Source organism: Tannockella kyphosi, assembly GCF_021054785.1.
GTDB lineage: Bacteria > Bacillota_I > Bacilli_A > Erysipelotrichales > Coprobacillaceae > Tannockella > Tannockella kyphosi.
In genome coordinates this window covers 40,131-53,862 of sequence record NZ_CP088239.1, presented here as the reverse complement: position 1 = coordinate 53,862, position 13,732 = coordinate 40,131, and the positions used below count along the sequence as shown (strand labels likewise).

General features: G+C 29.7%; 14 protein-coding genes. 3 read left to right on the top strand and 11 right to left on the bottom strand.

Features of this window, described 5'->3' with window-relative positions:
- Nucleotides 1-146 precede the first annotated feature (146 nt).
- The 6 genes from LRR82_RS00335 to rlmD form a co-directional block, all read right to left on the bottom strand.
- Nucleotides 147-770 (bottom strand): HAD family hydrolase, encoded by a 624-nt coding sequence (locus LRR82_RS00335; RefSeq protein ID WP_249029536.1) that lies wholly within the window; start codon nt 768-770, stop codon nt 147-149.
- 72 nt (nt 771-842) lie between these two features.
- The gene (locus LRR82_RS00330; RefSeq protein WP_249029535.1) at nt 843-1,529 is read right to left on the bottom strand and encodes a metallophosphoesterase; all 687 of its coding nucleotides are present in this window, start codon (nt 1,527-1,529) and stop codon (nt 843-845) included.
- 139 nt (nt 1,530-1,668) lie between these two features.
- The gene (locus LRR82_RS00325; RefSeq protein ID WP_249029534.1) at nt 1,669-2,364 is read right to left on the bottom strand and encodes a YjjG family noncanonical pyrimidine nucleotidase; all 696 of its coding nucleotides are present in this window, start codon (nt 2,362-2,364) and stop codon (nt 1,669-1,671) included.
- 119 nt (nt 2,365-2,483) lie between these two features.
- Nucleotides 2,484-3,533 carry a Fic family protein gene (locus LRR82_RS00320; protein WP_249029533.1) on the bottom strand — a complete coding sequence of 350 codons (1,050 nt, stop codon included), beginning with the start codon at nt 3,531-3,533 and terminating at the stop codon, nt 2,484-2,486.
- Nucleotides 3,534-3,716: 183 nt separating this feature from the next.
- Nucleotides 3,717-3,959 carry a DUF1016 domain-containing protein gene (locus tag LRR82_RS00315; protein ID WP_249029532.1) on the bottom strand — a complete coding sequence of 81 codons (243 nt, stop codon included), beginning with the start codon at nt 3,957-3,959 and terminating at the stop codon, nt 3,717-3,719.
- 331 nt (nt 3,960-4,290) lie between these two features.
- Complete coding sequence (gene rlmD, locus LRR82_RS00310; protein WP_249029531.1) at nt 4,291-5,430, bottom strand: 23S rRNA (uracil(1939)-C(5))-methyltransferase RlmD; 1,140 nt, start codon at nt 5,428-5,430, stop codon at nt 4,291-4,293.
- Between the two features lie 109 nt (nt 5,431-5,539).
- Between rlmD and tgt the strand changes: the two genes are divergently transcribed.
- From tgt to LRR82_RS00295, 3 genes are read left to right on the top strand one after another with little or no spacing between them, the layout of a single operon-like run.
- Nucleotides 5,540-6,673 carry a tRNA guanosine(34) transglycosylase Tgt gene (gene tgt / locus LRR82_RS00305; RefSeq protein WP_249029530.1) on the top strand — a complete coding sequence of 378 codons (1,134 nt, stop codon included), beginning with the start codon at nt 5,540-5,542 and terminating at the stop codon, nt 6,671-6,673.
- A complete protein-coding gene (gene queA, locus LRR82_RS00300) occupies nt 6,673-7,698 on the top strand; it encodes a tRNA preQ1(34) S-adenosylmethionine ribosyltransferase-isomerase QueA (protein ID WP_249029529.1) in 1,026 nt (341 codons plus the stop codon). Before tgt ends, queA begins: the two co-directional genes overlap by 1 nt.
- Nucleotides 7,699-7,733: 35 nt before the next feature.
- Nucleotides 7,734-8,315, top strand: a complete 582-nt coding sequence (locus LRR82_RS00295) for an epoxyqueuosine reductase QueH (protein WP_249029528.1) — start codon at nt 7,734-7,736, stop codon at nt 8,313-8,315.
- Nucleotides 8,316-8,328: 13 nt separating this feature from the next.
- On the opposite strand, the gene LRR82_RS00290 is transcribed toward LRR82_RS00295, so the two are convergent.
- The 5 genes from LRR82_RS00290 to LRR82_RS00270 form a co-directional block, all read right to left on the bottom strand.
- Nucleotides 8,329-10,206, bottom strand: a complete 1,878-nt coding sequence (locus tag LRR82_RS00290) for a GGDEF domain-containing protein (RefSeq protein WP_249029527.1) — start codon at nt 10,204-10,206, stop codon at nt 8,329-8,331.
- Nucleotides 10,207-10,270: 64 nt separating this feature from the next.
- Complete coding sequence (locus LRR82_RS00285) at nt 10,271-10,678, bottom strand: DUF3842 family protein (RefSeq protein WP_249029526.1); 408 nt, start codon at nt 10,676-10,678, stop codon at nt 10,271-10,273.
- A 2-nt stretch (nt 10,679-10,680) separates the two neighbouring features.
- Nucleotides 10,681-11,697, bottom strand: a complete 1,017-nt coding sequence (locus LRR82_RS00280; RefSeq protein ID WP_249029525.1) for an aldo/keto reductase — start codon at nt 11,695-11,697, stop codon at nt 10,681-10,683.
- 47 nt (nt 11,698-11,744) lie between these two features.
- On the bottom strand, nt 11,745-13,070 hold the full coding sequence (locus tag LRR82_RS00275; RefSeq protein WP_249029524.1) for a sensor histidine kinase: 1,326 nt from the start codon (nt 13,068-13,070) through the stop codon (nt 11,745-11,747).
- Nucleotides 13,070-13,723 carry a response regulator transcription factor gene (locus LRR82_RS00270; protein ID WP_249029523.1) on the bottom strand — a complete coding sequence of 218 codons (654 nt, stop codon included), beginning with the start codon at nt 13,721-13,723 and terminating at the stop codon, nt 13,070-13,072. Before LRR82_RS00270 ends, LRR82_RS00275 begins: the two co-directional genes overlap by 1 nt.
- Nucleotides 13,724-13,732: the final 9 nt, after the last annotated feature.

The window sequence follows — 13,732 nt, the reverse complement described above, 5'->3', positions numbered from 1 at the left end:
GTCCCCCTTATTAAAATATAAATCTATTTTGCGGAGCGTCTCTCCCTAGTAGTACTTACTATTGTTAGACATTCTACCAAAAAATAAAGACTATCACAATCATTATTTCATAAATATTGTGAAAAAATAAACGAAAATTGTAACCCTTAGAAAATATTTAAAATATCAGTAGGATTTTCTAATAGATACGTACTATCTTCCATCCCTTCCTTATCAATCGCTCCCCATAACGCCAATCCAAAATCAACTCCTGCTTTATGACAACATAAATAATCACTATAAGCATCACCAATATAAATCACTTCTTCTTTTGGTAACCCCAGTGCCTGTATACACGCTAATATAGGTTGTGGATCTGGTTTATGTAACTTTGTATCTTCACTAACAATCGATACACTTATATAATCATCATATCCTTGTTCCACCATATCAATTTGATATTGGGCTCTTTTTTTAGAAGTCATTACAGCTTGTACTACATTCCCTTGCAACGCTTGAAACACCTCTAACATACCAGGATAGATTTGGGCTTTATCTGGGTAATTATTAACATACTCTACCCACCTTGTATATACTTCTTCTTTATTTTCTATCTGCAATTCTTCCATCACTTTCATACCTGGATAGCTTGCGTATTTTAGTACTTCTTGATAAGTCCACGTTTGTCCTAATTCTTCTTCAATTATCTTTTTTAATGGAACCATATTCATCTTTAAAGTATCTAATACAGTTCCATCAATATCATAAATAATTGCTTTATATTTTTTCATATTCCACCTCTTCTTTACATTATCATTTCTTCTTTTTATCATCCATATAAAAGGCTGAAAAACGATTCAGCCCTATTCTAAGGTAAAAATATGATCCCATAAACCAATATATATATCATGAATATTCATATCCTTTTGTCCATGACTAAAAAACCATTGCTTAAAAGAAGTAATATCTGCTATTTCTTGTAAATAGTCTTGTAATACTTCTTCTCCTAAAAGAATAGGAGTATTTAATTCATATACTAATTGTGTTGGCACTGTATGTGTAAGAATATAATCTACTTTAAAATTAGCTTCTAACAATCTTTTCATTCCTGCTTCAAACTCTTCTTTTAAAGTATTTTGTTGACACCAACTTCCTCCTTCTACACAATACAATTGATCAATTAAGTTTCCCCCTCCAAAAGTGAAAATTGTTTTTCCTTCAATAGTAAACAATTGACCTCTTGTTAAATGTAAAATATCATCTCCTAAATCATATACAATACCACCATTCCATAACTTAGAAGGATATGTTTTAATCATTTCAGCATTTTCATAAACACCATTAATAAATAAGATGGTAATCGGTAATGTTTGTAAGGATTGACGAATAGTCTTCTTATTCACTTTACTACTAAAACATATTCCTATATCACCTAAGATGATTAAATAATCATCTTTTGTTACTTTTGTTTTTTGTTGAACTTTGTCAAAGAAGCTTCTGATTTTATCCAAATCATGCATTCCATGTGTATCTGCAGCTAAATAAATCATAGTATTCCCCCTTCTTTGCACAAATACTATCATAGCAATTTACTTGCAACAACCTTTTTGGTATTAACTACAAAAAATAAGGCATGAAAAACATTTTCTACACATAATGCAAACATGAAAAAAATCTTCTAACTTATCTCTATTCGATAATCTTCAGTAATTCTTTTAATTCTTTTATTTCATAATTAATTTGAATAGCTTTATCTTTATTGAGATTCCCATTTGGATTAAACCAACAACAATCTATTTTAGCATTATTTGCTCCTAGCATATCACTAGATAAAGAATCTCCTATCATAATTGCTTTTTCAGGATTAAAATCGGGAATTTCATGAAAGACATGTTGGAAAAATCTTATATCTGGTTTTTGATATCCAACTTCATCAGAAATAAATACTTCGTCTAATAATTCTCTTAATCCTGTTTTATTTAATTTTTTATTTTGGGCTATAACGGTACCATTAGTAACTGCATATTGTTTTTTGTTACTTTTGAACTTTGTACAAAGTTCAAATGCGTCTTTAAACAAGATGGCATAATCGCCAAGTCTTTCTTGATATAGGGTGTTAATTGTTTTGCAATCTAAATTCTCTAAAGATAAATATTGAATGAAGTCTTCAAATCTTTGGTTTAACATCGTTTCTTTTTCTATTTTTTGTTTTGCTAATAACTCCCAATAGTTATGATTTATATTGGAATATATTTCAATATCTTCATCTGTTAAAGTAACCCCAAAATCTTTAAAACAACTTTTAATAGCTTGTTTTTCTGAACTTTTAAAATCAATAAGTGTATCATCTATATCCCATAATATATATTTATAATTTTTTTTCATAATCTCTCCTTATCAAAATCTCTAATATCCAATCAAATAACGCTGTTAACTTAGAGCATTGGTGTTTTGTTGGACTGTTAAGACAAATATGTACTTATTCTAGCCCACATTCTTAATAATTACATATCATTTCTAGTATAAAATGTAGCTTTTCCCTTTCCATGACGAGTTATAAAACCTTCTTCTGTAAGTGTTTTTAAAGAATTTTCAATAGATGCTTTTCCTATAGAAGGAACGAATTCCATTATTTCGCTCTTTGTAAACTTACCAAGTTTATTGCTAACAGCTTTTCTAACTTGCTCTATCGCTGGGAGTTTTTCATCTACATAATCTACCCTCATTTCAAAATCTCGATAAGCCGCAAGAATAATACCAAGTATATATTTTATAAAAGGTACCGGATCATTTGTATTTTCGTGCCAATTTATACCACATTCCTCAAGCACATCATAATATTTCATTTTCGTTTTTTCTATCTTACTCTCTAAACTTATATATCTACCAACCACATAACCACTGCGGTATAACAATAATGTTGTAAGAAGTCTCGACATACGACCATTACCATCATTAAATGGATGAATACACAAGAAGTCATTAATAAAAATAGGAATTAAAACTAACGGATCAATTACACAAGAATCAATTACACTATTAAAGCTCTCACAAATAGCATCAATTGCTGCTTTGGTTTCATGAGGTGGAAGTGGCATAAATCGAACCTTTTGCGTTCCATCTAAGCTCGTCTCAGCAATAACATTTTGCGTATTTTTAAATCTTCCTCCAATTGATTTTTCTGAGTATTTATATAAATCTCTATGAAGTTGTAAAATATAAGAAGAACGAATAGGAATATATTCATAACTTTCGTGAATTGTATTAAGTACATCACGATACCCTATTATTTCTTCTTCATCTCTATTTTGAGGAGTCGTTTTTTCTAACATCAACTGTTTTACTCGTGTGCTTGTTGTAACAATACCTTCAATTTTATTAGAAGCCTCTGTACTTTGAATTTTAGCAATTTCGATCAACTTATCCAATGATTGGGGTTTTTGCTTTAAATAAAGTTCTTGCCTACCTTTGTATTCATGTATTTGTGCAACCAGACCTAATAACTCACTATCCCACGTATAATCTTTCAATGTAGTATAATCAAAAAATCTCATTCACCTACCTCCTTTTCTTTCTCCTAATTATACCATCACTTTAGGCGATAATCAATTCATTAGGCAAAGCAATCACATAAAAAAGCTTGCTATTAGGCTTATAATTAGTATTTATGTTTATTTTTAACCAAATTCAATGTACTATACTGCATTATAAATATATCAGTCAGCGTATATCTACTCTTAACATATGGTTTGGATATTCTTTTCATGTATATTATTTTCTTTAGATTTCTTAGGGTTGTCTAGTATAATAGCATCTTCTCTATCACCAACAAGAGTAGATAGTGATTCTGCATCTAAAACATCTTTCATATTAGAGAGGCAATCTGGTATGGCTTGCTTCTTATCTTTGCATAAAATAATCCCTATTGTAGCATTTTCTTCTGGCAGCTTGACTTCTCTATCACAATAGTTAACATACATCTGCATCTGTCCAATATCTTGATGTTTTAATTCCCCTATTTTTGGTCAGACAGCATCTGACCAATTTGATCTTTGGAGTATACCTTGTAGAATTGTCGCATCTGCACAAGATGAAGTTGTAGAGTTTTCATCTAGTTTTTTCATTCCCACTACAAGTTTTATAGCTGTGCCATTAAAGGTAGAAGTCACAAATATGAAAAAACTATCATCTTCATTACACTTAAAAGGATGTAACATATTTATCCAACACATAATAAAACAGCTAACTGACTTGATTTGCCGCTTAGCTGTTCATTTTATACGTAAACTCAACTTCTATGGAATGCTCTGATTACAGTTTGGTCAAAAGACATACCGTCTCCACATGTTTAGTAAATGGAAACATATCATATGGATATAAGGTATTAAAATGATAACCAATATTATGTAAATATTTTAAGTCTCTAACTTGCGTACTTGGATCACATGATATATATACTACTTTTTTAGGTTTTAATACTTTTAAGGCATCTATAAATTCTTTGGTGCTCCCAGCTCTAGGTGGATCCATAATAAGAACATCTACCTTTTGTTTCTTATTTGCCATTTGTTGCATAAATTGAGTAGCATCCTCTTGATAGAATTGTATGTTTGTAATGTTATTCATTTTAGCATTATTTTTTGCATCAAATACTGCGTCTTTGTTTAATTCTACACCAATTACTTGTTTTGCTTTTTTAGATGCAACCATACCTATGGTACCAATACCACAATAAGTATCTATTACTATTTCATTTCCTTTTAATTCTAATAAATCAATTGCTTTTTCATATATTTCAACACATTGATCATGGTTTATTTGATAAAAAGATTTCGCTGATATTTTAAAGTTAATCCCACATAATTCATCTACGATAAATCCTTTTCCGTATAATACTTTTTCTTTATCTCCTAATACTACACTTGTTTTTCTTTTATTTACATTTAAGACTACTGTTTTAATGGTTGGAAATGCTTTTATTATTTCATTACAAAAGTTTTTAGATCCTTGAAATACTTCTTCATTACAAACTAATACAACCATTGTTTGATTTGTTTTTACAGCTCTACGAATTAAGACATGTCTTATTAGACCTCTTTGTCTTTTTTCATCATAAATAGATACTCTATATTTTTTAAATAACATTGCTATTTTATGAATAATTTGATCACTTATTTCTTCATGTAATAAACATCTTTGATAAGGAATTACTTTATGAGAGTTTTCTTCATATAAACCATATTCATATTTATTATTAAAAGCAACAATAATTTTATTACGATAGAAATATGGATTGGATACTCCATTAGTAGGAGCTACTACTTTATTTTTAATAGATGCTTTTTCTAGAAGTTTTATGCAATAATCCTTTTTTATCTCTAGTTGTTTAGGATATTCCGTTCCCATATATTGGCAACCTCCGCACATCTTTTTATGTTTACATATTTCCATTTTCAACCCTCTTTTCACATTTACTCATTATACCTTACAAATTTATATTCGTCATTTGTTTTTTTCGTTATTTTCATGTATAATAAGCTTTGCTTTAAGGAGGAATTATATGGCTATATCATATGAATTGAAACATGTATGTAAGCAAACTGGTGCCCGTTATGGGATTTTACATACACCACACGGAGATGTGGAAACACCAATGTTTATGCCGGTTGGTACTCTTGCCACGGTGAAGGGAATTGCCCCTGAGTATTTAAAAGAAATGGATGCAGGTGTTGTGCTTGCTAATACGTATCATTTATGGTTACGTCCTGGTGAGGATGTTGTTAGCGCTGCTGGTGGTTTACATGATTTTATGAACTATCATGGACCAATGTTAACGGATAGTGGTGGATTTCAAGTATTTTCTTTAGGGAAAACTAGAAAGATAGAAGAAGAAGGGGTTACGTTTAAGAGTATTGTTGATGGACGTTCTTTATTCTTATCACCTGAAAAGGCTATTGATATTCAAAATAAATTAGGTGCTGATATTATTATGTCTTTTGATGAATGTGCTCCTTATCCATGTACTCATGATTATATGAAAAATAGTGTGGAAAGAACATTACGTTGGGCTAAAAGAGGTCAAGATGTACATACTAATATTCAAAATCAGGCTTTGTTTGGAATTGTTCAAGGTGGTGAATTTGCGGATTTACGTGAACATTGTGCTAAAGAATTAGTGAAAATGGATTTTCCTGGATATTCTATTGGAGGAACTAGTGTTGGTGAACCAAAAGATGTGATGTATAAAATGGTAGAAGATGCGATTCAATGGTTACCAGATAATAAACCACGTTATTTAATGGGGGTTGGTAATCCTATTGATTTGATTGAAGGTGCTATTCGTGGTGTTGATATGTTTGATTGTGTATTACCGACACGTGTTGCTCGTCATGGTGCTGTGATGACTAGTTTAGGACGTTTAAATATTAATAATGAAAAATTTAAATATGATTTTACTCCTTTAGATCCAAATTGTGATTGTTATGCTTGTAAAAATTATACAAAATCTTATATTCGTCATTTACATAAATGTGATGAATTATTTGGTAAAAGTTTATTATCGATTCATAATGTTAATTTCTTATTACAATTATCAAAAGATATTCGCACTGCTATACAAGAAGATCGTTTAGCTGACTTTAAAGAAGAATTCTTAGATAAATATGGTCGTGAAGTATATGAGAGGGCATTCTAATGAAAGTAAGTGATTTTGATTTTGATTTACCAGAATCTTTAATAGCACAAACCCCTTTAGAAAAAAGAGATACTTCTAAATTAATGGTTGTTCATCGTGATAGTGGTGAAATTGAACATAAACACTTTTATGATATTCTAGATTATTTAGAAGCTGGTGATATCTTAGTTCGTAATAATACAAAAGTTATTCCTGCTCGTTTATTTGGTATTAAAGAAGAAACAAATGGTCATGTAGAACTATTGCTTTTAAAAGAATTATCGAATGATACATGGGAATGTTTAGTTGGTAATGCTAGAATAGTAAAATTAAATACAGTTATTAGTTTTGGAGAAGGTTCTCTAAAAGCAAAATGTATTGAAATAAAAGAAGAAGGTTTACGTGTTTTTGAAATGATCTATGAAGGTATTTTCTATGAAATATTAGATCAGCTAGGTACCATGCCTTTACCTCCTTATATTAAAGAAAAACTAGAAGAAAAAGATCGTTACCAAACAGTCTATGCTAAAATAGAAGGAAGTGCTGCTGCTCCTACAGCAGGATTGCATTTTACCCCTGAAATTAATAAAAAAATAAAAGAAAAAGGAATTCAAATTGTAGATGTTACTTTACATGTTGGTTTAGGAACTTTTCGTCCTGTAAAAGTCGATGATATTCTGGATCATGAAATGCATAGTGAGTTTTATATGATTGATGAACAAGTAGCTGATACATTAAATCATGCTAAAGCTACTGGTAAACGTATTATTAGTGTTGGTACTACTTCTACAAGAGTATTAGAAAGTAATATAAAGAAATATGGTAAGTTTGTAGCTACCAATGAAAATACAAATATCTTTATTTATCCTGGATATAACTATGAAGCAATTGATTGTTTGATTACTAATTTCCATCTTCCTAAATCTACATTATTAATGTTAATTAGTGCTTTTTCAAGTAAAGAATTAGTATTTAAGGCTTATGCTCAAGCAATAGAAGAAGAGTATCGTTTCTTCTCTTTTGGTGATAGCATGCTTATTCTATAATGAAAGTTAATTATCATCTTAAATTTAAGGAAGAATTGGATAAAATAAAAGATAAAAAACCTTCTTTATTATTACATGTTTGTTGTGGTCCTTGTAGTAGTAATGTTATTAAGGAGTTAAGAGAATATTTTCAATTAACTATTTATTATAGTAATTCAAATATTTATCCCGACACAGAATATCAAAGAAGATACCAAGAATTGCTACGTTTTATAGAAGAATTTGATTCTTCTATAAACGTAATAGAACAGTCTTATCGGCCTATTGAATATTTACATAACCTTTCCGTTTATGCAAATGAACCAGAAGGTGGAAAACGTTGCTTTTTATGTTATAAGCTACGTATGAATGATGCTTATCGTTATGCTTGTCATCATCATTTTGATTATTGGACTACTGTTTTAAGTGTTTCGCCTCATAAAAATAGTCAATGGATCAATGAAATAGGTTTATCGATGCCTCAAAGTGAAACTCATTTTTTATGCAGTGATTTTAAAAAAGATAGTGGTTATTTGAAGTCTACCAAGATGTCAAATGATTTTCATATGTATCGTCAAACTTATTGTGGATGTATTTATAGTTATCAAGATATGTTAAAAAGAGTGGAGAAACAATGATTTCTTCACTCTTTTAGCATACTTTATTAGCCCATTTTTTATTTTCTTTAATCTCACCATCGAAATTATAAGCAATCGTATTTTTTCCATGAGATTTTGCATAATATAAACATTCATCTGCTTTAATAAATATTTCTTTACGTTTGTCATTTGAATTTGATTTATATACTCCAAAACTACCTGTTGTACGACCTTCTTTTTTGGCGTTATTTTCTAATTGCCAACGAATTCTTTCAATAATTGGTAATATTGTTATTTCTGGTTTATCTACAAATAGTATCGCAAATTCTTCTCCACCAATTCTAGATAGTGACGTATCTTTTGGTAAGATAGCTTTGCAAGTTTCAACAATTTCAATTAATTGATCATCCCCTACACTATGGCCATAAACGTCATTAATCTTTTTAAAGTCATCAATATCAAAGATACACATATAAATACTACCTGTTACTTTATTTAAATATTCATCTAACTTTTGTTCAAAGAATAGTCGATTAGAAGCTCCAGTAAGGGCATCTCTTTCATTTGTTAAGCGTAATTCATTATTTAGTTTCTTTAATTCTTGTGTGCGTTTTTCTACTAATTCTTCTAATAATTCATTTTTCTTTGATAAATGAATTAATGGGAATTGGTATTCATATCCATGGGTTGCTAAAATCACAATATAGAATATCCCATAAGATACTACTAATACTTCACGCAAACGCATTGCTTCATTAATTGTTATTAAATCTATAAAGATTACTGTTCCTATTAAAATAGACTTAATAAAATGGAACTGATAATAACTTGTAAAAGAGTTGTTTTTTATTTTTACATATATCTTGTTTAACAAACTAAACATACTAATGGATAAGAACACACTTACTGCAATAACTCCTGTATTGTTCATTAATTGTGGATAAATGTAGGATGCTATCGTAAGTAATAAAAGTAAGACATTCACAGCTTTATCTACTTTAGGAGATACTCGACGTTTCGAATCAAATATTTCAATAGATAGAATATTTCCTATAAATAACGCCAGAATCAAAGATGCTTTAGCAATCCTTGCAAATAGGATATCTCCAAAGCCACTTTCTATTAACCCTGAAAAAAGCACCATAGGTATAGTTGTCATCCCAAATACAATATGTATTAACAGAGCACAGCTAAATAAATTCGTATATACAAGTGCTTTTGATTGGCTATAAAACAAAATATAAACACAAGCTACGATAATAGTAGCTATCATAGTACACACTAAAAATATTTCCATTAAGAATACGGTTGTTTGATAATACAATAAATTTGATTCTGTTGATAAGGAAATATCCCTTTTAAATAGATCTGTATCATTAAGATCATCATTAATACTAATAATAATCTCTTGATATTCTAATTCATAGTCTACTTCACTAAGAATATCAAACATCGAATATTCTTCATGAAAAACAGATTCTCCTTCTTTTATATCAAAATAATCTATTTGTATTCCGTTTATATAAACATTAACATCTTCATCAATATAAGGAATAGATAATAATAAATCTCCCTCTTCCATTTGTTCTTGTGATAAACAAATGTTTACTAAATAAGATGTTGTTCCTTTGGCATTGTCTAAACTAGTAATCGGTAATTGTTGATAATTGCCATCTTCTAATACATCATAATCTACTGTTTGTTCATCAAAATAGACTCCTTCATACTCTAACCAATACCCATCTAAATTTAAAGGTATTTCATTTAAGAAATCATAATTAGATGCATCATAATAGGCATCTTCTATTTGGGCATTATACAATGAATAAGAACTTATCGATACATTTCCTAAAAAACAGAAGATAACAAATAACCCTATTACAAGAATAGATGTTGTAATAATAGTAGTTTTGTTTTTTAACTTATCCATAGTATCCCCTCCTCTTGTCCCATAATTATATCATATATTTTAGTAAATATTAAAAAAAAGAATGCTATTTCATTCTTTTTTCTAATATCTCGATTAATTCTTGGATATATTCATTCATTGGTTTTTGTGTTGTACCGATTATTTTTGCTGAACATTTACTAATTGGTAATAGGTATTTTGTTGCTTCACTTTCGTTTATGGCATGAGCCATAGCTGGTGATATTTCACCATACATTGAATTGCTAAAAGCAATACCAATCGGTCCGATAATAATATTCGCATTTTTCGCATTATACATAATCGCATTTTCACCAGTAGCAACAAAATCTGCTCCACCTTTACGAAGGTTACTTGTTGCAATACTATTCGTACCTACTCCAATCACTATACAATTTAACTTGCTTGCTTTTAGTGCTTCCACTATAGCACGCCCTAGGCCTCCACCTTGGCCGTCTATTACAACTACTTCCATAATTACTCCTTTTCTAAAAACGTCTCATAATCAGCTAAATTACGCTTTAAAAGCTCAGGTGTGTCTAATCCATATGGACATTTACTAATACATTTGCCACAATGAAGACAATCCTTGATCTTAGCCATCATAGCTTGTCCATTTTCATCTAACCATCCTGCACTTGGAGAACGTCTTAATAACAAAGACATTCTAGCCGCATTATTAATTTCAATGCCTGCTGGACAAGGCATACAATAACCACACCCACGACAGAACTCTCCTGCTAATTCATCACGATCATGTTTAATTGTTTCTTCTACTTGATGATCATAAATTGGTTTGCATGTTTGATAACTAATAAACTCAGCTAATTCACTCTCTTTTTGAACACCCCATATTGGTAATACATGTTCATATAATGATAAATGTGCATAACTTACATAAGAGCTTGTAATTAGTCCCCCAGACATCGCTTTCATACAAATAAATCCTATTTCTTTTTCTTTACATAATTCTACTAATTCTAACTCTTTTTGGCTTGCTAAATAATTAAAAGGAAATTGTAATGTTTCATACAGACCTGATTCAATGGCTTCATAAGCAACATGATGACGATGATTGGTAATACCAATATGATGAATCATTCCTTTTTCTTTTGCTTCTAACATAGCTTCATACAATCCTGAACCATCTCCTGGTTTTGGACAAAAACTAGGATTATGAAATTGATAAATATCAATATAATCTGTTTGTAATAACTTTAAACTTGTTTCTAGATCTTGCCAAAATCCTTCCACTGTTACTGCTGCTGTTTTTGTAGCAATATAAACTTTTTCACGAACTGCATGCAAGGCAAGTCCGACTTTTTCTTCACTATCACTATACGCTCTAGCGCTATCAAAGAAATTAATCCCTTGATGAAATGCCATTTGTATTAAATCTACTGCATCTTGGGTACTAATCCTTTGGATTGGTAATGCTCCAAATCCATTTTTATTTACGATGATACCTGTTTTCCCTAATCTTACTAAATCCATATAATCCCCTCCAATGCATCTATTATACAACAAAAAAACAACTTATGTTATAAGTTGTTTATTTTTGTAATAATAAAGGATACTCCTTCTTCTTTGTTAATTGCTTCTACGCTATAACCATAAATAGTAACTGTTTTATAAACAATGGATAAACCTAAACCAAATTGACCTTTGGTTCCTTTACGATATGGTTTATATAAGTCATCCATGTTTTCTAAATCAATTGGTGGTCCATCGTTATATATTTCTAAAGTCTCTTCATTTAGTGTGATTTTAATTATCTTTCTAGCATATCGATAAGCATTTTCAATAATATTTTCAATACATATACGCCAGTTTTCTTCTTCTCCTAAATAAGTTACTTCTTGTAAATCAACAATAATTTCAATATCTGGATGTAGTTGTTGTAATTGTAAGCTTAAGTGATTGATTACTTCATCCATTTGAATATAATGCATATTTTCAATACTACCTAAATATTCCAAACGATTCAAATGCAACAAGCTACGTACTTTCTTATCTAAACGATCTGCATTTTCAATAATAACATCCATTGATGCATCTTTATCTCCATAAGGATAAATATCATCTTTTACACTTTCTGAATAGGTTCTAATTAGTGCAATCGGTGTTTTTAAATCATGAGAAATATTATGAATCATTTCTTTTTGAACTTTATTTTCAATATCTAACTGTTCTTTCATCGAGGTTAGTGATCTAGCTACTAAACCTATTTCATCTTTACGTTCTATTACTAATTCACTTTCTTCTTGTTCTTTAATTGATTCAATATATTTTTTAATCAATTGCAATGGTTTAATTAAAGAAGTTACCCATAAAAATAAAACAATCCCGATTAACCCAAATGCTCCATAAAAAATATAAAATACTTGTTGTTGTAAAGAGAGTACTAAATCAGTGGAATAATCACTATACATAATGGATATTAAATAATTAGTATCATCAATTTTTACAATTTGATAATACATATCATAAGAATAATATTCCCCTTTTCCTTGATAAACTTCCTCATTTGAAGCTACAAATTCACTTAAACCCTCAATAAATACTTCCCTCATTGCAATGATATCTTCTCTTGTCATTGTTAAAGAAGGATAACCAATATCTGTTTCACTATCATAATATAAGTGATAAATTTGTTTTTCTTGGGTTGTACTTTGGGTAGAAACACTATATTCTAGATAACTATCCTGAGCACTATCTAATACAGAGTACATTTCTTCATCAATAACAATACGGAAATTGTTATTAATAACAGGGAAAATAATAATTAAAACAGTAAGTGTAAGTAGTGTAAAGATAAGTAGTAGTTGTTTTTGTAAAGAAATTCTAGATAGAATTTTCGATATCATTAATCTAACCGATAACCAAATCCGTAGATTGTGCGAACATTAATTTCTGGCATTTTCTTTCTAAGACGACGTAATGTATCATCTACAACACGATCACTACCATAGTAGTTTTCATCCCATACTTTTGTTAACACTTGTTCTCTAGAAATAGCTAATCCTTTGTTACGAATAAAATAAACTAAGAGATCATATTCTTTGGTTGTTAGAATAACTTCTTTATCAAAGTCAAATACTCTTCTTTTTTCTAAATCAATATTATAGTTATCAATAGTGATTTTTGAAGGATCATCATATGCTCTTTTTAATAAGTTATTTATACGTAAAACTACTTCTTTGACATTAAAAGGCTTCGTAATATAATCATCCGATCCTTTTTCTAATCCCAAGATACGATCAAACTCTTGATCTCTTGCAGACATAAAGATAATTGGCATTTTAGGTTTTTCCGCCTTAATTTCATGAAATAACTCAAAACCACTTGCTTTATCTAACATAATATCAATTAACCATAATTGAACATCATCACTCTTATGCATTAAAGCCTCGTCGTATGTATAAAAAGAATATACTGCATACCCTTCCTTCTCTAAATAAGTACGCACTAAGTCATTTAAGTGTTTTTCATCATCAATAATATTAATTTTAAATTGCATGTACTCCAC